This is a genomic window from Thermobifida cellulosilytica TB100 (genome assembly GCF_001517975.1).
Lineage (GTDB): Bacteria > Actinomycetota > Actinomycetes > Streptosporangiales > Streptosporangiaceae > Thermobifida > Thermobifida cellulosilytica.
The window spans coordinates 1,303,658-1,324,022 of sequence record NZ_KQ950180.1 but is presented as its reverse complement, the minus strand read 5'-3'; the positions used below and the strand labels follow the sequence as shown (position 1 = coordinate 1,324,022).

The window sequence follows — 20,365 nt, the reverse complement described above, 5'->3', positions numbered from 1 at the left end:
CGGGTGCGCCGTCCCGGCTCACAGTTCCAGGTCGATGTCGTCGGCGCTGGTGGCCGCGTTGCGTTCGGGTTCGGTGAGCTCGGTGGCGGTGATGGTCAGCGAGTAGTGGCGGCGCGGGTCGAAGTCGGGGAACTCGTCGACGCGGTCGAGGACGTCGGCGACGAGTTTGCGCAGGAACACCCGGGGAGCCACGCCCACCTTGCCGCCGAGCTCGCCGGTGACGGCGGTGGCGAGTTCCGCGATGTAGGCGTTGTCGACCACGTCGGTGATCCGCTCGGGGTCGCGGGCGCCGCCCGCGTACAGGTCGCGGACGCGGCGGCCGAGCTCGCCGAGCCGTTGCAGGTCAAAGCCGGGCAGCCGCAGTTGGACCGCGCGCGGCGAGTCGAACCTGGGGTCGGTGGTGAAGTCGGTGGTGAGGCGCTGGGCGAGCGGGGCGAGGCGCTGCACGCCCTGCGGCCCGTCGTAGAAGGCGGGGGTGCCGGTGATGACGAGGAACAGGCCGGGGAAGCGTCCGGAGTCGATCTCGTCGAGGAGCTGGCGGAGCGCGTTGAGGGCTTTCTCGCGGACGTCGCCGCGGACCCGTTGCAGGGTTTCGATCTCGTCGAGGACGAGCAGCAGCCCGGGGTGGCCGCAGTCGCGCAGCACCCGCAGCAGCCCTTGGAGGAAGCCAAGTGCGCCGTAGTGGTCGAGGTCGCCGCGGACGCCGGCGGCGCGCCGCGCCGAGGCGGCCACGGACTTCTGCCCGCCGAGCCAGGCGAGGAGCGCTTCGGCGGTGGCGGCGTCGCCGTTCTCGCGGGCGGTGTGGTAGCCGCGCAGCGCCGCCGCGAAGCTGGGGGTGGCGACGGCGACGTCGGCGAGCCGGGTCTCCAGCAGCGTGTCGACGGCGCGGGCGAGGGCTTCGGGGTCGTCCTCGGTGGCTTCGCCCGCTTCGAGGACTTCTTCTTCGAGGGTGAAGAACCAGGAGTCGACGACGGCGCGCAGCGCGCTGGGCGGGTGGGTGGCGGTGGTGAGCCGTTCGGTGAGCCGCCGGTAGACGGTTTCGAGCCGGTGCAGCGGGGTCTCGGTTTCGGAGATCTGGATTTCGGCGGCGGCCAGTCCGGCGCGTTTGGCGCGTTCGGCGAGCCAGCGGGCGAAGAAGGTCTTGCCGGAGCCGTATTCGCCGCGGATGGCGTGGAAGGCGGCGCCGCCGCGGGCGACGGTGGCGATCTCGTCGTCGAGGGCGCGTTCGAAGCGTTCCAGGCCGACGGCGAACAGGTCGAGTCCGGCCTGGGGCACGGTGCCGCGCCGCAGCGCGTCGACGACGTCGCGGCGGCGTGCCGCGCTGACCTGGTCCGCCGGGGTGGTCACTGCTTCTCACCTCCGTGTCGTGGGGGTTGCCACCGCCGAACATACGCCACGCCGGGGCGCCGCCGTGACCGGGCGGGGCGGGCGGTGTCCGTGCGCCGTCCACAGCCTGTGGACGGCGCACGAAGAGGAGAGCCCTACTCGTCCAGGCGGAACTGCTGGCGGGCCAGGGGGACGTTGAGTCGCAGGCGCGCGCCGTTGTCGATGATCTCCAGGACCGGGTAGCTCTCCACGTTGAGCAGGCGTTGCAGCACGGTCATCAGGCCGTCGGTCTGGGTGCGCCGGAAGTCCGCCCGGCTGGCGGCTGCCATGGCGGACATCGTCCCTCCGGCCTCGACGAGCGCGTCGATCACCGCCGCGACCCTGTCCGGCGTCCACCGCTTGGCGGGCACGTACTTGCGCTGCTCCTTGTACACCTTCGACTCCACGATCTGCCAGCCGAGGGTGGTGCGCGTCTCCTCCGGCTCGGGTTCGGGCGCGGGCACGGCGGCGGGCTGCTCCGCGCGCGGCGGAGCGGAGAGCGCGGCCGTCCGCCCGGTCGGCGCGGCCGACGCGGCGGCGTCCTGGGGTGCGGGGCCGCCCGTCCACCAGGCGGGGGTCACTCTGTGTCCTCCCAGCTCCTCCCATTCGCCCGACAGCAGGTCGGGGGAGGGCGAGAACGCCAGGACGGGCACGGTCATCTCGGCGAGCGACACGCCACCGTGGTAGCCGCCGCGGCGCTGCGCGTAGCGGATGTCCTCCCGCCACGGCACCACGACCGTCCCGCCGCCTTCCCGCACGCGCGGCCCCGACACCGCCACCTCGCCTTCCTGCGGGGTTCCGGTACGCCAGCGGGCCGCTTCTGCCTGGCCGTCGGGGGTGCGGGCGGGGGTGCTGTCGCCGCGGTCCAGCACGTGCCCGTGGTCGGAGACCAGAACCACGGGCCGCCCGTAGGAGCGGGCCGCGTCGAGGAGTTCTTCGAGGTGGGTGATGTCGCGCAGCCGCCACCCGGTGCGGTTGCCCTGCGGCGAGTGGTCGAGGGCCTCGTCGATGGTGTTGAGCACCACGCCCACGACGGTCGAGGTGTCGGCGAGCGCGGTCTGGAGTTCGGTGGAGAACCGCTGCCCCGGTTCTCCGGCGATGTCGGCCTTGTGGAACAGGGCCGCGGTGGTCCGGCACTTCCGCCAGAACTCGGCGAACTTCTCCTTCTCCACGGCCTGTCCGCCTTCGTCGGGGGCGCCGCTGAGCAGGGCGGCCCGGCTGGTGCGGGTGACGGAGGGAATCATCGCGACGGCCGCCTCGCGTGCGCCCCTGCCCTTCTTGGCGACCTCGATCCAGGTTCCGGCCTCTGTGACCTCGGCGGCGAGGGTGACGGCGACGGCGCTGCTCATGCCGTCCAGGACGATGACGAGCGGCGCGACCCGCTGGTCCTTCCGCGGTGTCTTCTGGTCCTCGTACAGCGGCACGACGATCTCAGCGAGTACGTTCTCCACGAGCAGGCAGCCGCCGGTGGTGTGCGCCTGGTCGGCGGTGCGCGCCCACTGGGCGAGCCGCCAGGCGAACTCCGCGTCGAGGTCGGCCCGCCACTGCCGGACCCGGCGGCAGACGGCGGTATAGGCGGCGGCGACGTGCGCGTCGGCGTCCGGGTCGCCCGCCCACAGCACGGTGAGCGCGGCGTCGGCCCAGCCCCAGTCGGCAAGGTGGCGGGTGACGCCGTCGGCCACCGACGTGGGACCGGCACCGGGGTGGGCGAGGCGGCGCACCAGGCGCACGGCGGCTTCGGCGGTGCGGACCCGGTGCCGCCACAGGGGGGCGAGCCGGTGCTCGTTGAGCCGGGAGAGGGCCTCCTCGGCCTCCTCGGGGGAGCGGGAGAGGGAGTCGGCGAGGCCGCGTAGGCGGGCTTCGAACGCCGACGGCAGGTAGAGGCTGGCGGCGAGGTCGTTGCTGAGCCCGGCCTCGGCGGCGAGCGCGTCGGCCCGCCACAGCACTTCCAGCGCCCGCCCTCGCAGCACAGAGCGGTCCTGCCGGTGGTCGGTGAGCCAGCGGGCGAGGGCGCCCTCCACAGCGGCGGCGAACGGTGCGAGGCCGTCGGTGGGGACGCCGCGGCCGAACAGGGAGCCCAGGGCGAAGCCCGCTCTGGCCAGGTCGACCCCGGGGCTGGTGTGCACGGCGGAGGCGACCACGCCGAGCGGCATGGCGTCGCGGCCGCGCCCTTCGGCGACCAGGGCCATCAACGGGCGGACGGCAGGCCCGGCGACCTCGACCAGCCAGTCGGTGATCTCTTTCTGCTCGGCGGGGTCGAGCGCGGCGAACCACCGGGGGCCGGTGCTGGTGAGCGACCAGGCGAGCAGCGTGTCCGCGTCGGGCACGGCGTCGCGGTCGGACAGGTCGAGGCGGGCGGCGACGAGCGCGCGCAGCGCGGTGGCGCGGGTGAGGACGCCGCCGGTCTGCGGCCATCCGTCGCGGGGTTCGGCGTCGAGGAGAGCGTCGACGAGCCACCGTTCGGTGCGGATGCGCGGGTCGAGGCGGGTGGCGCCGAACCGCTGCCGCACGATCTCGACGCGGTCGGCGTTGAGGACGCGGCCGCGCACGGCGTGCCCGCGCAGGTCCCAGCCGATGGCGGCGTCGGGCACGTCGGTGACGACCACCAGGATGCTGTCGCCGTCGGGGTCGGCGGCGCGGTGGTCGTGCCAGGCGGCGGCGATGCCGAGCACCGAGCTGTGCTGGGCGACGGTGACGTCGCGCGGGCTGCCGTCGATGCGGACGGTGAACTCGGCGGAATCGGCGGGATCGTAGCGGCCGTGGACGAGGACGAGCCGCCGCCGCGCGTCCGGGTGGTCGCCGTCGCGGCCCGCGGCGGACAGCCGGTGGGCGAGCAGCGCTTCGAGGATGCGCCGTCCCAGCAGGGGCACGGCGGGTGCGTCCTGCGGGGCAGCCATCAGGCCTCCTCTCCGTCGGTCGGGTCGACGCCCCGCCAGGTGACCTGGATCTCGGCGTTCGGGTGCTGTTTCGCGTACGCGCGGATCTCCCGGAGCAGGTCGCCCATCTGCTGTTCCAGGGTGGAGGGGACGCTGCGCGCGGGGATGCGGCGGGTGGCACCGCTGCGGACGGCGGTGGAGGGCACCGGCGGGTCGCCGTGTTCGGTGAGGCTCACCTGCTCGGGGTCGGTGACCACCTTCTCCGGCGGGACGACGGGCGGCTGCGGGACGACGGACGGCGTGGGGGTGGCCAGTTGCAGCGCCCGGGCGACGAGGTCCCGCCCCTTCCGCTGGGCGCTGGCCAGCGCGTCGGCGAGGTTGTCGGAGAGGGCGAAGCCGCGCGCGGTCCCGACGAGGGACTCGACGGTCTTCCGGGCGTCGTCGCCCACCGAGTCGTCGCGTCCGGCGAGGGAGTGCACCTGGCCGAGGAGCTGCCAGTCGGTGGTCTCCAGGGCGCGTTTGACCTGTCCGGCCGAGGCGACGGCCCGGCCGAGCGTCTGGTCGTCGACGTCGTAGGCGACCGCGGCGAGCTCCCGCACCAGCGGCGTGTCGTCGTTCTGCCGCAGCACGCGTTCCACGAGGTCGACGGCGTGCCGGGCGGCGAGCGGCCGCGGGGAGTCGAACGCGCCGGTCAGGCCGAGCACGGCGGCGTGCTGTTCTCGGGTGAGCAGGGAGTACACGCCGTTGACGTCGGCTTCCACTGCGCGGGCCCGCTCCCGCACCGCCGCGGCGAGCCGGGCGACGTTGCGCGCGAACAGCACCGGCGGGACTCCGCCGACGCCGAACAGGGCTCCGGCGCGGTTCAGCGCGGTGGTGAAGTCCGCCTCGTCGGGCAGTTCCTGCTGGCGCAGCAGGTACCCGGGGTCGATCCTGCCGATCTCGGGCGGGGTGGCCGCCACCCCCCGGTACGGGTGGACCCAGGCGCGGTCGGAGAGCAGCGCGTAGGTGGCGATGATCAGGTCCTGGACGGGCGTGTCCAGTCCGGTCCAGCCGAGTTCCTCGATCCACGCGCGGAGCTGCGCCACGGACAGGTCGCGTCCGGCGTTCTTCTGGTGGGCGATCTGGTCGATGCGGCGGCGCCACTCGGTGCTGAGCACCAGTGGACCGTCGTGGACCTCGCCGAGTTCCAGCGGGTGCACGATCCGTTTGACGAGCGGGAGCTGGCCGCGGTCGACGGTGACGCGCTGCGACCCGTCCTCCATGGCCCGGCTGATCCAGGAGTGGACGGCGCGCAGGTCCCGCAGTTCGACGGCCTTGCGGGTGCGGCGGGGGTCGAAGTCGGGGTGCTTGGGGTGCAGGTGGTCGAACAGGCCGTCGACCAGCCCTTCCAGGGTGGTGGCGAAGCCTGCGCCGGCTTCCAGGCGAGGCCGGTGGTCGGGCAGCAGGCTCATGACGTGCCCGTCCTCGGGCGGGGGCGTGCTGGTGTTGGCCTCGTCGAGCCGGGCGATGCCGTAGAGCTGCGCGAGGACGGTGGTGAGCTGCGTTTTGAGGCTGTCCTGCTGTGCCTTGAGCTGGTTGCGCAGCCGTATCCGGTCGTCGGTGGACAGGTGGGCGGCGTAGTCGTCGAGGCGGTCGTGTTCCAGTAGGTAGTTGATGCGTATGAGGCGGCCGAGCTGGGCGGCGCGCTGCGGCGACATGTGGACGGGCAGCCACACCACGGTGGGGTGGTGGTTGCGTTCGTCCTGCCGCAGCCGGTGGACGCGCTGCGCGTCGTCGCTGGGGTAGTGCCCGGGCTTGTCGAACGGGTAGTCGAGGACGAACCGGACGTGTCCCGCGACGCTCGGCTCGAACTCCTGGTCGGGGAGGTCCTGGCTGTCGCGCACGTTGCCGAACACGAACTCTGCGGTGCGCTGGCTGCCCCGCCACACCACCTCGCGTCGGCACACGAACTCGCCGGTGTCGGTGACGCCGAGCTTCTGCCACAGGGTGTCGCGGACCCAGCGGCGGCGGGCGCCGGGGCGGTCCTGTTCGGCGACCTGGTCGAGCAGCGGCTCGACGTCGAGGTCGGACAGGTGCAGGCTGAACATGGGGTCCTCGTCGCCGTCGGCGCGCAGCTCGCCGAACTCGGCCTGGAGCTCCCGCAACTGCCGGGTGGCGAGGCGGGCGTCGTCCAGGGTACGGGTGCGTTTGACAGAGCCGTGGTTGAGCGCGGCGAGCCGCCGCCCGGTGAGCCGGGCGAACGCGGGGACGTCGGGGGCCAGGTAGGCGAGCAGCAGGGTCTTCACCAGGCGCAGGACGCCGGCGTAGTGCGGGTTGTCGGCCCCGTACTTCTCCCGCAGGTGCGCCTCGACCCGGTGGTAGAAGTGGACGGCCTGTTCGCCCTCCTTCTTCAGCCGTTCGGTGAACGCGCCGCCCATGCCTGCGGCGAGCACGTCCCACAGGTCGCCGAGCGGGATGACCTGGCCGATCTTCAGGTCGTCGCGGCGGCGGCCCAGCAGGTCCTGGATGAGTTTGAGACCGGTGCGCTCGCGTTGCAGCGCGCCCGACAGCGCGACGAGCACGTTGAGCAGGGCGGGGGTGAGTGGGTAGACGGCGCGGAAGTCGTCCCAGTCGGCCCCGGTGACGCCCTGGGCGTCGAGGAGCGCGTCGCGGACCTCGGCGCCGGCCCGTTCCACACCGGTGAACGCGGCGTCGATGATCTCGGCGGCGCCGGGCCGGGGTTTGAGGACGCGCTCCTTGATGATGGCGGGCAGGTTGCGGTCCTCCAGGTTGATCACGTCGAACCGTTCGGCGAGGTACTCGACCTGGGCTTCGAGGTTCTTCACCTCCAGGCCGGTGACGTCCTCGCCGACGAGCTGGGAGAGGTTCCGCTGCCGGGAGATGAAGGAGACGATGGGCACGGGCCGGTCGGCGTTGCCGGACTCGATGATCTTGACGAGCTTGTTGACCTCGCGTTTCACGAAGTCCTGGTCGGACATGTGGGATTGCAGCCACAGGATCAGCTCGTCGATGAACAGGACGATGCCGTCGTAGCCGAGCTGCTGGGCGTGGCGGCTCATGACGGCCAGCCCGTCGTCGAGCGGCAGGAAGGCATCGGCGTCGCCGCTGGCGCCGCGCGCGTAGGACTTCATCGGCCCGGACAGCAGTGCGGAGACGAGCCGTTCCCGTAGCGGGTCGCCGTGCGGCGCGGCGAAGGCGCGGTCGAGGAGTTCGCCGGTCCACCCGGTGGCGGGCTCGTCCAGCGGGGCGAGGTCGTCGTCGAGGGGCGCCAGGTCGTCATCGTCGGGGGCGGGGCCGCTGCTGTGGGCGAGCTTGCGGATGAACAGCTCGTCGCCTTCGACGGCGCGGTTGGCGCGGGCGTCGTCGAGGAGCGCGTCGGAGCGGTAGACGGCGGGGGTGGGCGCGTCGGGGTGCTGCCTGCGGACGGCGGCCACGTATCCGCCGAGCAGCGCCGAGTCGAGGTCGGTGGCGCCGACCAGGTGGTAGGGCACCATCAGGAAGCGGCGTGCGCGCAGCCAGGAGTCGTGGTCGGCGATGATCTCGCGCAGTCGGGGCTTGGCGAGGGTGGCGGGGTGCCGGTTCAGGACGGCGTGCAGCACCGTCATGAAGTGGCTCTTACCGGAGCCGAACGAGCCGTGCAGGTAGGCGGCGTGGGACACGTTGTCGCGCACGGCGGCCCGAACCAGGCTGAGGGCCTGCTGGAAGGCGGTGCGCAACTGGTCGGTGACGACGTACTCGTCGACGCGAGCGGCGGTCTCGTTGAATCCGCCGGACAGTTCGACCTTGAAGTCTCCGGCGTGGACGTCATCGGGGGCGGGGATGTCCAGGACGTCGCGGAGGAAGACGTCGGTGGTAGGCGAGGGGGTGGGGGACATACGTGGTGCGGCTTCCTTCTGGCAATTACTACCGGGAGTGTTCGAGAGGGGTGGTCCTTGGTGCTAGCTCGGGACGCCGGTGGTCTTGAGGAGACGGAAGACAAGCACTGGGTTGTTGCCTGATCTCATGGACTAGTGGCTCCGTGTTGTTGTTCATGGGCGCCAGTCGGCGAGGTCGGCGTCGGTGAGGTGGTGGCGTTCCTGCTGGTCGGCGAGCCACTGGGCGATCTGCTCGGCAGGGCTGCCGTCCCAGTCGGGGTCGTAGTCGCTGTGCCACTGCTTCACCCACGGCAGCAGCTCTCGGACCCCGGCAAGCAGCGGCGTGACCTGCTCCCTGGTCCAGTTGTCGCGCTCCCCCCGGTCCTCGACCAGCCGCATGAGCGCCTCGGCCTGCTGCTGGTGGTTCCATCCGGCCCAGCCCACCACCAGGGTGGGGTCCGAGGCGGGACCGGCACCCGGATAGGAGATGAAGCGTTCCTTGGGCACGTCGAGCTTGCCGCGGTTGGCCCAGTACGAGGGTTTGCGGAAGTCGGCGGAGGTGTACTTGGGCGGCACGGGGATGTCGAGGCGCTTCTCCTTCTCGCCTTCGGCGAGATTGGCATTGAGCGCGTCCTCTTTGCGCTGTAGGTCCCAGACCTTCTCCCACTGCTCGCGTTTGCGCAGTCCGGAGGGCTTGTAGCGCAGCGCCGCCAGGTAGGGCACATGTTGGTCGGCCGTGATCTTCTCCAGCACCTCGACCAGCCGTGCGTCGGGACGGCCCAGGTGGTCGGCGGCGTACATCTCGGCGACGGACACCACCTCGTCCCCGTTCGCTCTGCGGGTGAGCGCGTCGGCCAGCTCGGCGAGCGTCATCGCGCAGGGCACGTCGGCCAGCCCGTCCCGGTCCCGGAACCACAGGGCGCGGTCCTCGCACCGGTCCAGCAGCCAGGATTCGAGGGCGGCCTTCTCCTTCTTCTCCCACGGCTCGGACTGCCAGCGCCGCTTGTACTCCGGGCGTTCCAGGAGCGCGATGTCCTTGCGGGACTCGATGACCTCGATCCGCTTGGCGACGACCTTCTTGTAGGCGTCGGGCCAGTGGGCGGGGATCTCGGTGATCGGGGTGGAGCCGTGGCGGCTGAACCACTCGGTCTTCGCTTCCCCGGAGGAGAGCTTGCGGGCAAGCACGATCTCGAAGGCCCGCTCGCCCAGCTTGATGTCGGGAACGTCAGCGGTGTCGGGCAGCACCAGCTCGGCGAACTCGGCGTCGTTGAGAAGGCCGTAACGGTGGTAGACGTCCCAGTCCAGCTCCTCCTGGAGCGCGATCATCCGGGAGCGGACGGCGGTGTACTCGGCCCGGGCCTCGTTCAGGCGGGCACGGGTGGGGGTGGCGGACTCGATGGCTGCGGAGGGTTCCAGGGAGGACAGGCGCTGGGCAAGGGAATCAAGCTCGCGGGCACGCTCCAAAGGGAAGGAAGTGGGGAGCGGGAACTCTTGGAGTTTAGTTCCGGTGAATTCGTAGCTATGAGACCAAGGCTGGTCTGAACTTCCACCCCCAGAGTTCGCAGATCCACCTTTCTTCTGGCTGACTTGTTTCATCCAGAAGCACGCTGTTGAGGAATTCAATAATCCAAGCAGCTCTAGGTGCTGGTCTTCTGTGGAATCTTTGGGAAGTTTGATCACTGGAGCGGATTGTTTGAAAACTTTGTTGTCGCGATCCAATGAGAAGTGGTTGTGTGTGGAGACGAAAGAAAAAGGAATGGCCCAATTATGGGCGTTTTCATCCTTGGGTATTTGGTGCCATTCATACCATGGCCGACTGCTCTCAAAATAGGTTCTTCCGTTGAAGGTGATACGCCTTCCAAGTGAAGTGCGAAAGTTCCACATATGTCTAAAAATTGAACTAGCGTCAAGCTTGACAAGCCTGCGATTTTTGTCGTAAGGAAAGAATATGGAATTGGGTGAAGAGAGGCTCCAATTTCTAACATCTTCTCCCGTGGTCAGAGGTTTGATTAGGTGGCTGTTGGCGGCAGATCTTTTCCATTGTTCGGCTTTCATTTGCATGATCTCGTCGGCATGGGTCATGCCCATGAATCCGATTCGGGTCACTTTGTCTGAAAGTTTTCCTCCAAGTGATTTTTCTATTCTTTCCTGGAGGTTGGGGGCCCCGCTGCCGCTTAGGTTCCAAGGGTGTTCTTTGAAGTTCTCCCAGGGCAAATCGGCTACGCTCACCCATTCACTCTCGTTTCCTGGCTGTCCGAGTTGCTTAACAATGGCGGACCAAACAAGTCCTTTGGCCGGGGTCTTCGGCTGGGATGGTTCTCCTCGAATGCCGAGAACTGTGCGTACTTTCGCGGTATGGGAATTCAGTATGTTACGACCGACGAGGATGACTGTAGGGGTTCCGTGGCCTGGTATATAGGCTCCTGAGGTGTCGATAATATGTGTTAGGCGAACTCTATTTCGAAAGAAGTTGTTGATGAGTTTTTTGCCGAACTCGCGTTTCATGAAAGAATTTGCGGTGATCTGTCCAACAAATCCGGCGTCGGTCTGGTTGCCGCCGGAGCGCTTGGCCAGGTTGAAGAATCGCTCGGCAAACGGGACCGACAAGGCGTAGGTCCCCGAACATGATCCATAAGCGGAACGATAGTTCTGATTCTCTTGTTTATCCTTGACGGTGATGTAAGGTGGATTTCCCACGACCACGTGGTAACTATTAATGCCGAGAAGGTCTACACGCTCGGTGTAGTCCAATACGTCCTCAGTGGAGTAGGTGAAAATCTGTCGATCCACTGTGAAAATGTCCTCATCGGGACGCCATGCATCTCGTCCATGTATCAGTGAATCACCTACTGCGACGTGGATGGGAAACTCCGGAGCCTGGTCCAAGCGTCGAACTCCTGCCTCTTTGAGGACAGCGACGAGTAGGCGGAACCGGGCAATGCTGGCCGCGAACGGGTTCTTGTCGCAGCCGTGGACTGAGTTCAGGGACTTACGGATCAGTTTCCAGTCGTCAACTTCTGTCCCGGCAGCCTCGCGGTGCTCCTTCAACAGGCGAGTGAAGAGGCTGATCAGGAAGTGGCCACTGCCACAAGCGGGGTCGATGGTGCGTAGGCCCTTGTGGCGCCAGATCACTTCACCGGAAGCGTTTTTTATCTCAAGTTCTGGCTCCAGTCCGAATTCATCGATGGCGGGAGTGAGGGTGAGGTCTAGGATGAAATCGATAACAAATTGGGGAGTCTGCAACAGGGCGTAGGTCTTGCGAGCGTGCTCGCTCAGGTCCTGGTAGAGGTCGCCAAGGAAGCGGGTGTCCAGGTTCTCCCGGTCCTCGAAGACGTGGACGAGTTCACCGTCGGGACCGCGTCGTCGCCAGAAGGAGAGCAGAGCACTCGCAGCCTCGTAGCTGGGAGTGATCTGCCACAGCGGGTTGTGTTTCCGATCGAACAGTCCGGCGACCGTGGGGTGGCAGTCGGCCAGGTGGGTGAAGGCAGCGATGAGCCAGTCACGGTCGTTGTATTCAGGATGCTCCCGGAAGAAGGCTTCATGCCGAGCCTCAGCCAGCTCCAAGCGGTCGCCCGGTCCGGCGATCCAGGGGTGTTCGATCAGTTCGTTGTCCTCACAAAACCGCACAAACAGCGTCCCCAGCACCCAGGCCACCGCAACCTGGGTCACTCGTTCGTCCCGCCAGGACTCGTAGGTGGCAGCGGTGCGGCCCGCCTTGCGTGCCTCTTGGTACTCCTCGTCGAGGGAGATCCTGAACGCTGGTTCCTCGCTGCGAGAGCGCAGATCCCCTTCCAGCAGCGCGATCTGCTTACGCAGATCACCTAGCAGCCCGCCGTGCTTCGCTCTCCGGCCCACCACCGGCGCCTCCCTGTCCAGTTCACGTCTCCTGGGTCACACGACCTCCCATCTTGCCGATCTTCCGCTATTTTTGTTGGCTATTTTCTAAATATCCTGTTCAGGGCATGTCCTGCTCGAGGAGAGGAAGGACGGGACTCCGCGGTAGCGGTTCTTGACTCTACGAACGGCGGTGACACTAGGGACGTCGGCGATCGCGACGCGGTTCTGCTGCTGGGGGTGGCTCAAAGTACGCCAGTGGGTGCTAGCGTCGACAGGGTTGCGGCGGGCTCTGGGCTGGCGTCCCTCCGTCCTGCCAGCTCATGAGGCCTTCTTCATGGCCACAAATCGGGATAGCATGACTGTGGAACGAGTACACGGAAGCCCTCGGTGACCAACGTCGCCGAGGGCTTCCGTTCGTTTGGTCAGAATGCGTCCTGCTTGACAGCATCGATGAAGGCACGCCACTCGGCAGAGGAGAAGAGCAGGCTTCCCTGGTCACGGTTCTTGGTGTCACGGACAGCGGTGACTCCGGGGTGTCGGCAACCTCGACGCAGTTCTGTTGCTGGGTGTAACTCGAAGTACGCCAGCGAGCACTTTCAGGAAACACGTGCATGGTGTTCTCTATGAGGAACTCCTCCAGGAAGGCAACCGAGTCCTCGACCGACAGCACGGTCTTCTCCAGCGCCGTGAAGAGCCGTTCGTAGTGCTGTACCTCTTGCTCCTCTTCGAGGAACAGACCGTCCAATGGCTGCTCCAGGTAGACCACCGGCAGGTCATGAGGGAAGCTCATCACGACGAACGAGCCGCCCATCGCAGGATGTGGACCGATCGAGTTCGGCACGATGCGCACCTGGACGGTGGGACGCTGCACAGCAATCAGGTGCCGTATCTGCCCCGGGGCCGTCTCGCGCGGGATCTTGTGGATCGCGGCCTCGTCGACCAGTGCGGTGAACAGCGGGGCGTCAGAGCGCTCCAGGACCTGTCGACGCATCATGTGTGCTTCCACCCGACGAGTGATCTGGTGTTCATCGATGACCCCGGAACCCCGAACGAGCGCTTCCGTGTAGTCCGGGGTCTGGAGCAGGCCCGGAACGCACAGGGCTTCGTAACTCCGCAGTTCGTTCGCCTCGGTCTCCAGGTCGATGTAGGTGCCGGTGCCGAGGATGTCGCGGTAGCCGATCCACCATCCGGTCTGCCCGACCTCCTTGGCCAGCTTCACGTAGGCGGCGCGTTCCTTCTCGTCGTCGACTCCGTAGACGTCGAGCAGGGTGAGCAGGTCAGCTTCTCGCAGGCGCTGGAGCTGCCGGTTCTCGATGCGGGTGATCTTGGCGGCCGACCACGGACGTTCAGGGCTCCGCTTCTTTGCCTCTCTGGCTGCGGCGTCGACCGTGTAGCCCTTGTCGGTGCGCAACTTGAGCAACCTGTCGGGCAAGACGCCATCGGCGGAGCGTGGGACTGGCAGCCACCTCGGGGCTCTTCGCTGGAGGCAACGTCGAGTGCACGGGGCAGCAAAGGGGAACCTGAACCGTTCTCCTGTCGGCGGCTTCCGCTGCTGCCTCACCTCTACTAGCTAACCGGCCTTCTCCGGCCCGTGTCTCGGTTTCCACAGCCCGTCCCACGTGACACGCACGCCGCCGATGACGGACGAAGGTGTGACAGGGCTGGCCGACTTCGACCGCTGCCCCGCCGGTGCCCGACTGTCCACGGTGCCGTTCTCTAGGACGGACAAGCCCGGGGGCGGGCTAACGGCGTCGCCGACGGGTGACGGAGACTTCTCCTCCGGTCCCAGGGGGGATAGCATGGCGGCGGGAATAGGTTGCGCGAGGTCCCGGCCTGGCCGGGACCTCGTGATGTTTCAGAGTTCGTTGTTCTTGAGCGTGGTGAGGAACGCCTGCCACTCTGCGGCGTCGAACACCAGGTGCCCGAGCTCGCGGTGTTCGGAGTCGCGGACAGCGGCCCCCCGCTTGAAGCGGGCCACCTCGACGCAGTTGTTCAGGTCGCTGTAACTGGACTTGCGGAACCGCAGTTCACCGTCTGGAATCAGGTTGCCCATCGTGGCCTCCTAAAGCATCTCCTTCAGCATCTGAAGCGATGCGTCCGGGGGACAAGCAGATGTTGTGATGTGGTCGAAGATGCGTCTGTACCGGTCGACTTCTTCCTGATCTTCCAGGTAGAGCCCGTCGGCGTCGGTCTCCAGGTAGACCACGGGATTCACGTCCGAGGGGAAGTCCATGATCACAAACGGCCCTCTGAGACCGGCGTGCATCCCCGAGGAGAAGGGCAGGATCTGGATCGTCACCGTGTTGTCGGCTTCCGCGACGTCGATCAGATGCTGGACCTGCTCCCGGAAGACCTCTTTCGCTGGGCGGAATCTCAGCAGCGCGGCCTCGTCGATGACCGCCCAGAGTTCGGGAGCGTCGTCGAGGTCCAGCAGCGCTTGGCGCCTACGGCGAGTTTCCAACGTGCGGTCCACGTCGACAGGGGTGCGGCGAATTAGCGCTCGCATCATCAGCCGGATGTAACCGGGAGTTTGGAGCAGTCCCGGGATGATCGCCGGCTCGTAGGTGTGGATGCTGTGGGCCTCGGCCTCGAATGCGGGGAAGTCGTCGGTGAAGACGTCGTTGTACTTGGACCACCAGCCGCGTTCGCGCGCCTGCCGGGTGAGGTTGAGGATCGCTTCACGACGCTGCTTGTCGGTGACGCCGTAGATATCCAGCAGGCCCTTGACCTCCATGACGGTCGGGCGTAGACGAGCGCCGGTCTCGATGTTGCTGATCTTGCCCGCCGACCATTCGGTGGCGTTGGCAACGTCCTCGATCGTCATGCCCGCTTCTTGGCGGGCACGCTTCAGCTCCGCGGACAGACGTCGGCGACGAATGGACTGCCGCTGTTCAGCCATGCTCTCGCTCCCAGGCTCCGACCTGCTTAAACGGATGCTACGGGGCGGACTGTGAAATACGCTAATCACTCATTCTTGAATTTTTCAGGCATGAAGAAGTGGAGATTGATGATTCATCTATGAGAAATTTTTCTATGTAGATTGAAAATCTGAAGATTCAGGTTCACGATGGATGGGCAACCTGTTCCTCCGCCGGACCTCCCATCCGGCCTGTCATGCGTGAGGAGACGCCCATGCGTCTGGTCCACACCTTTGTTCCCCTGCTGGCGGCGCTTCCGCTGCTGCTGGCCCGCGCCCTGCCGCGGACGCGCCGGCCGGTCGCTGACCGGCCCGACCCGGCTCGTGCCCGACGACCGCAGGTGGCCCGGCCCGCGCCCCGCGTCCCACGGCCCCGTCCCTACGTGCCGCGGCACGCCGTGCCGCCGGTGGTGGACGACGCCGAGTTCCACCGGGTCGCCCGGCGGCACGCGCCGCTGTGGCAGTTGAGCTACGAGCCGCACGACCTCGTGCCGTACCTGGCGCGCCACCGGGTGCTGGGGGACCTGCTGGTCGGCTGCACCGACCTGGACGCCCTGGACTTCACGCTCACCGAGTTCACGCCGCCCGGGTACGCCCGCGCCTACCTGGGCCACCACCGGTGAGAGGAGCGGCGAACATGCTGAACCTCACCCCCGAGGAGGCGCGCCTGCTGCGCGACCTCGCCGACAGCCTCGTGGCGGGCACGCGGGACCGCACCTACTGGCTCACTGGTGTGCGGCACACCTGCCTGACGCTGCTGCACCAGATCGCCCTGTGGCTGGGCGAGTCCTGCGGCGAGTGCCACCCGCTCACCGGCACCGGGTGCGTCCGTCCCGACGGCCACGTCGGCTTCCACACCGACGTGTTCGGCCACCTGTGGCCCCAGGACCAGAACGGGACCACACGGACGGAACCGGAGCCGGAGTCGTAACCGTCGTCACCGAAGCCGCCGTGCCCCGACGGTCGGAGAACCCCGACGGGAGGACGTCGGGGCGCGCCCCTCCGCCGGTTCCCGTCCCGGTCCGTGCCGGGACGGGGGCCACTTCGTCGTTCCGGAATCCGTCAGGCCGCCGCGGAGCCGTTCTCCGCCAGGCGGGACAGGAAGTCCTCGCGCAGCACCGCGCGCTCGTGGTCGCCCAGCACCTCGACGATGCGGCCGTCCAGGCGCGGCGCGGCCTGCGGGGCGTCGGTCGGGCACAGCAGCCACAACCCGTGCGGGTCCGCCCCCGACCGGCGGGCCGCGTTCTGCCACCCGGTCAGCAGCGCGTGCCCGCCCGCGTCCGCGTAGCGGGTGGTCAGCCCCGCGTTGTGCAGCAGCAGCACCGTGCGCGGCCCCGCCTCCGCGACCCGCTCCCGCAGCCGCTCCTCCGTCCGCTGCCAGGCGGCCCGCACGTAGGAGCGCAGCCCGCGGCTCAGCTCGCCGGAGGCCGCGAACCGGGCGTCGCTGCGCAGCACCGCCTCCCACTGGCCGCGCTCGTCGGCGATGCGGCGCAGCTCGCCGAGGAACACCGCGCCCAGGTCCACCGGAGTCAGCGGATAGGCGGCGGCCAGCAGCTCCGCCACACCCGGCAGCTGTCTGCCGCGCAGAGTCAACGCCAGGAAACCGCCCCGGCGCAGCGACTCGCCCAACCGCTCCGCCAGCAGCGCCACCGGGTCGCGTCCCGCCGCGGCCGCCACCACGGCCAGGTCGGTCGCGACGTCGGTGTGCCGCCCGGTGGTAAGGGACGACAGTCCGCTGCCGGTCAGCGTGACCGCGGGCGGCAGGAAGCGGCGGCTCTGCGGGTCGTACTCCAGCGAGAACCCGGCCTCGCGCAGCGCGTCCTGCACCTCCATCCGCGTGGGCTCCCCCAACTCCAGGTCGGGGAAACGGGACCGGATCCGCGCCAGCAGCTCCTCCGCACTCACCCCGTGCCCGGGAAGCACCCCCGCCGCAGCCTGCGAGATCCGCAGCGCCCGCACCAACCCCAGGTCCTTCGGGTACAGCTCAAGCCGCGGCGAGTACCGGGCGTTCCCGGAGACCGCCGCCGCCAACGCCACCAGGCGCGTGTCGGCCAGCGGCGCCATCCCCTCCGGAACCGGCACCTGGCGCAGGTTCCGCAGCACCGCCGAACGGTCGGGCAGCGGATCCGCCGCCACCAACCGGGTCGCGACCTCCCCCAGCCGCTGTGCGTAGTCGGCGAGGTCCGCGGGAACCGGGTCGTCGGTGCCGGGCAGCGACTCGGCGGCCACGAACACCCGGCCGCCGCGGCGCAGCACCGCCAGCCGGGGCTGGTTCTCCTCGTCCTTGTTCTTCTCCCACAACTCCGTGTCCAGGGCGGCGCGCACCACCGCCGACGCCAGGGCGGCGACCCGCCACGGATCGTCGGCCCCCTCGCGGGTCCCCCGGCGCATCCTCAGCTCGGCCGCCAACTCCTCGACGACCACCACACCGCCGGCCGCCCGCACGTGCTCGACCAGCTCGTCGCAGACCTCCCGCAGCTCCGGCAGCGCCGCCCACCGCTCGATCGCGCCGCGGTGGTACGTGGACACGGTCGGCTGCTTGACCCCGAGCCGCTCCGCCACTTCGAGCTGCGTGCACCACGGCGCCAACGGCGAAGGAGACCCGTCCGCCGCGGGCAGCCCCAGCAACAGCCGCACCGCCTCCGGCCTGCGGCCGCGCTCCTCCGGCTCGGGGGCGACCAGGGCAGCCAGCTCCTCCACGCCCAGACGGCGTCCGGCCCCGGCCTCGCCCGCCTGGTCCGCGGTCGCGTGCGGGGCCGCAGCCGAGGCGGGCTGCTCCGGGCGCTGCCCCAGCCGGGTGCGCCACTGGCGGTGGCGGCGGTTCAACTCCCTACGGACCAGCGTGCCCGTGCCGCGCGCCCGGGAGATCAGGTGTGGCGGGATCTCCAGCAGCTCGCCCACGGTGGTCGCGCCGAGCTGGTGGGCCGCCGACTCGGCTGCCGGAGACAGCCCCGCCGCCCCCAGCGGCGTGTCCAGCTCGGCGGCCTCGGCCGCCCGGTCCCGCGCCTCCTCCACCGACACCGAGGGGGAGGCGTCCACCGTCGCGGGAGTGCTCGGCGGAGCGGTCGCGTCGGCGGTGGCGAACACCTTCCGCCACGCCTCCCGCATCTGCCGGAGATCTTCGAAGCGGCGGTGCGCGTCGCGGTGCAGGGCTCGCTCGAAGAACTCGACCAGTCCCGGGCGCAGCGCCGGGTCGAACAGCTCCACCGCCAGCGTGGGAACCTCGTCGTCCCTCATGGCCGGGTTGGCGGTCTCGTCCCCCCAGCGGGGGCGCTCCCCCGACGCCATCTCGTGCAGCGTCACCGCCGCCGCGTACCACTCGGCGTGGTCGTCGTAACGGCTGCGGCGCGGATCGGCGCCCAGGAACGGGTCCACGTAGCCGGGGGTGCCCGCCCGCAGGTTCTCGTCCGACGCCTTGGTCAGCGAGAAGTCGAACAGCTTCAACTCCCAGGAGCGGTCCGCGCGGCGAAACAGCCCCAGGTTGTCGGGTTTGATGTCGCGGTGGCGCACCCCCTGCCCGGCCAACTGGTCCAACGCCACGAACAGGTCGTCGCCGAACCGGGCCAACTCGTGGTAGGTGAGCCGTCCCTCCGAGCGCAGCCGCTCGCCCAGCGACCGCTCCCCCGCGTACTCCAGCAGCAAGACGGTGCGGCCGTGCATCTGGCGGGGGCCGTCGATCAGCCGCACCACGCGCCCGCCGCCGACCTTCTCCAACGCCTCGGCCTCGTCGCGCAGCCGCGCCGCGCGGGCACCCTCGTCCAACGCCACCTTGAGGACCCGCGTCTCCGAGCGCATCTCCCCCTCGGGGGTGACGACCTCGGCGCGCACCAGCAGCACCCGCGACGTCGCGCCGGTGCCGAGCACCCGCTCCACCGTCCACCCGTCGGCCACCTGCTGGCCCGGCAGCACCTCCAGCGGGTCCACACCCGCCGACGCCGACTGCTCGACGGCGGTCCGCTGCTGCTCGAAGGCGTCCAGCTTCTCGAGAAAAGCCGCCACAGATGTGAGGCGGTCGGCCACGTCGGCCCGCGTCACCGAGAAGACCAGGTCGTTCAGCTCGTCCGGCACCTCGTCGGCCACCGTCTGCGGCCGCAGCCCGCCGTCCACCCGCAGCCGCTGGAGCAGCTCCGAGCGGTTCGCCGCGGGCGGGCGACCCGTGAGCACCAGATAGGCGACCGCGCCCAGCCCGAACAGGTCCAGGTCCCCCGGATCGGCGTAACGCTGGTCGAACTCGGGGGCCAGGTACACCTCGGCGGCGTCCGCCACGTGCTCGCTGTGGAGGCTGGACCTGCCCACGGGAGACAGCGGCGTGGTGTCGAAGTCGCGGGCCGCGACCTGCCAGTCGGTGACCCGCAGCACGGGACGGGAGCCGTCGTCGCGGCACGACACGTACACCGACCGCGCCGCGAGCGCCCGGTGGTACAGGGACCGGTCGTGGGCGTACCGCAGCGCCTCGGCGAGCTGGCGCACCAGGTTCAGGCGGTCCGCCAGCGACAGCGAAGTGCCGTACGTGTCCAGGTAGGAGTCCAGGCGCAGGTCGGAGGAGCGGTGCCGGAACAGGATCGCCGGGCAGCCCCGGTGGTCGCGGAACTGGAGGGCCTGGACGATGCCCCGGTGGTTGATGCCCTGGAGGACCTGGTACTCGCGTTCGGCGGCGCGTTCCACGGCACGCCGGGCCTTCTCGTCGGCCTGGTCGCCCACCAGGTAGATGCGGACCCGCCCCTCCTCGCGGATGGGGTGCTGTCGCACCGCCAGCCGGTCCTCCCAGGTGGGGCCGCCGTCGATCGGGCTCTTCGACAGCTCCCAGTCGTCGTCGAACCGGAGGTGGGCGGTAGAGGCGCTCACCCCGATCTTCTTCATCAGATCGGGCAGCAGTTGCGCGAACCGGAACAGTTCCCGGCGGGCCGTCTCCGAGGAGGACTTCGGCGGCAGTGCGAGCAGGTCGTCCCAGATCCGGGGCAGCCCCGTGTCGCGGTCGTTGCGGCCGTAGACGTTGATCCGCTGCTGCTCGTCCAACTCCGAACGCAGGTCGCGTGCGGACAGGAACACCGCGGCCTCGACCCGGGGAATGACGACGTGGGACCCCGACGCCTTTGCGGCCCAGACCAGCCGGTCCTTCAGCTCCCGGGCCTTCATCTCGGTCAGGTGCAGCGGGTTGCGGAGGGTGCGGACCCGGTCCGCGTAGTGGAAGTTCCAGGTGCCGCCGTTGTTGACCAGACGGCCGGAGTGCGCCTTCAACTCCAGCAGGAACAGGCCGCGCGGCACCAGGATCAGTAGGTCGCACTCGTTGACCCGGCCGCTGCCGGCGGTGAAGCAGAAGGTGGCCCAGGCGCGGAACGGCTCGGCCGGAGGCATGAGCTCGCGGATGTGGTCGAGCGCCTCCTGCTCGTGCGGGTAGGGGGAGGGGCGCTCCTGGAACCAGCGGATCACCCGCGGCGGGGCGGGCTTGGGGATGCGCTTCAACCGGGAGGGGTCTCTGCTCGCTGCCGCCATCGTCCGTCCTCCACGAATGCTGC

10 protein-coding genes are annotated in these 20,365 nt (G+C 69.1%); 2 read left to right on the top strand and 8 right to left on the bottom strand.

Annotated features, from left to right (window positions below; translation table 11 throughout):
* Positions 1-18: 18 nt before the first annotated feature.
* From brxD to AC529_RS05625, 7 genes are all read right to left on the bottom strand, one after another.
* Entirely contained in the window at positions 19-1,347 is a 1,329-nt protein-coding gene (gene brxD / locus AC529_RS05655) for a BREX system ATP-binding protein BrxD (protein WP_068754116.1), read from the bottom strand.
* Between the two features lie 134 nt (positions 1,348-1,481).
* Positions 1,482-4,262 (bottom strand): BREX-2 system phosphatase PglZ, encoded by a 2,781-nt coding sequence (gene pglZ / locus AC529_RS05650; RefSeq protein ID WP_068754114.1) that lies wholly within the window; start codon positions 4,260-4,262, stop codon positions 1,482-1,484.
* The gene (locus tag AC529_RS05645; protein WP_068754110.1) at positions 4,262-8,116 is read right to left on the bottom strand and encodes a PglY protein; all 3,855 of its coding nucleotides are present in this window, start codon (positions 8,114-8,116) and stop codon (positions 4,262-4,264) included. The genes pglZ and AC529_RS05645 overlap by 1 nt, the downstream gene beginning before the upstream one ends.
* Before the next feature lie 153 nt (positions 8,117-8,269).
* Entirely contained in the window at positions 8,270-11,953 is a 3,684-nt protein-coding gene (gene pglX, locus AC529_RS05640) for a BREX-2 system adenine-specific DNA-methyltransferase PglX (RefSeq protein WP_198156296.1), read from the bottom strand.
* Positions 11,954-12,194: 241 nt separating this feature from the next.
* Positions 12,195-13,343 (bottom strand): helix-turn-helix domain-containing protein, encoded by a 1,149-nt coding sequence (locus tag AC529_RS21385; RefSeq protein ID WP_449353666.1) that lies wholly within the window; start codon positions 13,341-13,343, stop codon positions 12,195-12,197.
* Positions 13,344-13,787: 444 nt separating this feature from the next.
* A complete protein-coding gene (locus tag AC529_RS05630; protein WP_068754106.1) occupies positions 13,788-13,985 on the bottom strand; it encodes a DUF397 domain-containing protein in 198 nt (65 codons plus the stop codon).
* 9 nt (positions 13,986-13,994) lie between these two features.
* Entirely contained in the window at positions 13,995-14,831 is an 837-nt protein-coding gene (locus AC529_RS05625) for a helix-turn-helix domain-containing protein (protein WP_083947942.1), read from the bottom strand.
* A 233-nt stretch (positions 14,832-15,064) separates the two neighbouring features.
* On the opposite strand from AC529_RS05625, the gene AC529_RS05620 reads away from it, so the two are divergent.
* The gene (locus AC529_RS05620; RefSeq protein ID WP_068754102.1) at positions 15,065-15,472 is read left to right on the top strand and encodes a hypothetical protein; all 408 of its coding nucleotides are present in this window, start codon (positions 15,065-15,067) and stop codon (positions 15,470-15,472) included.
* Between the two features lie 14 nt (positions 15,473-15,486).
* Positions 15,487-15,780: a hypothetical protein gene (locus AC529_RS05615; protein WP_068754100.1), complete on the top strand. Its 294-nt coding sequence runs from the start codon at positions 15,487-15,489 to the stop codon at positions 15,778-15,780.
* 131 nt (positions 15,781-15,911) lie between these two features.
* Here the strand turns inward: AC529_RS05615 and pglW are convergent, their stop codons facing one another.
* The gene (gene pglW / locus AC529_RS05610; protein WP_068754098.1) at positions 15,912-20,342 is read right to left on the bottom strand and encodes a BREX system serine/threonine kinase PglW; all 4,431 of its coding nucleotides are present in this window, start codon (positions 20,340-20,342) and stop codon (positions 15,912-15,914) included.
* Between the last annotated feature and the right edge of the window lie 23 nt (positions 20,343-20,365).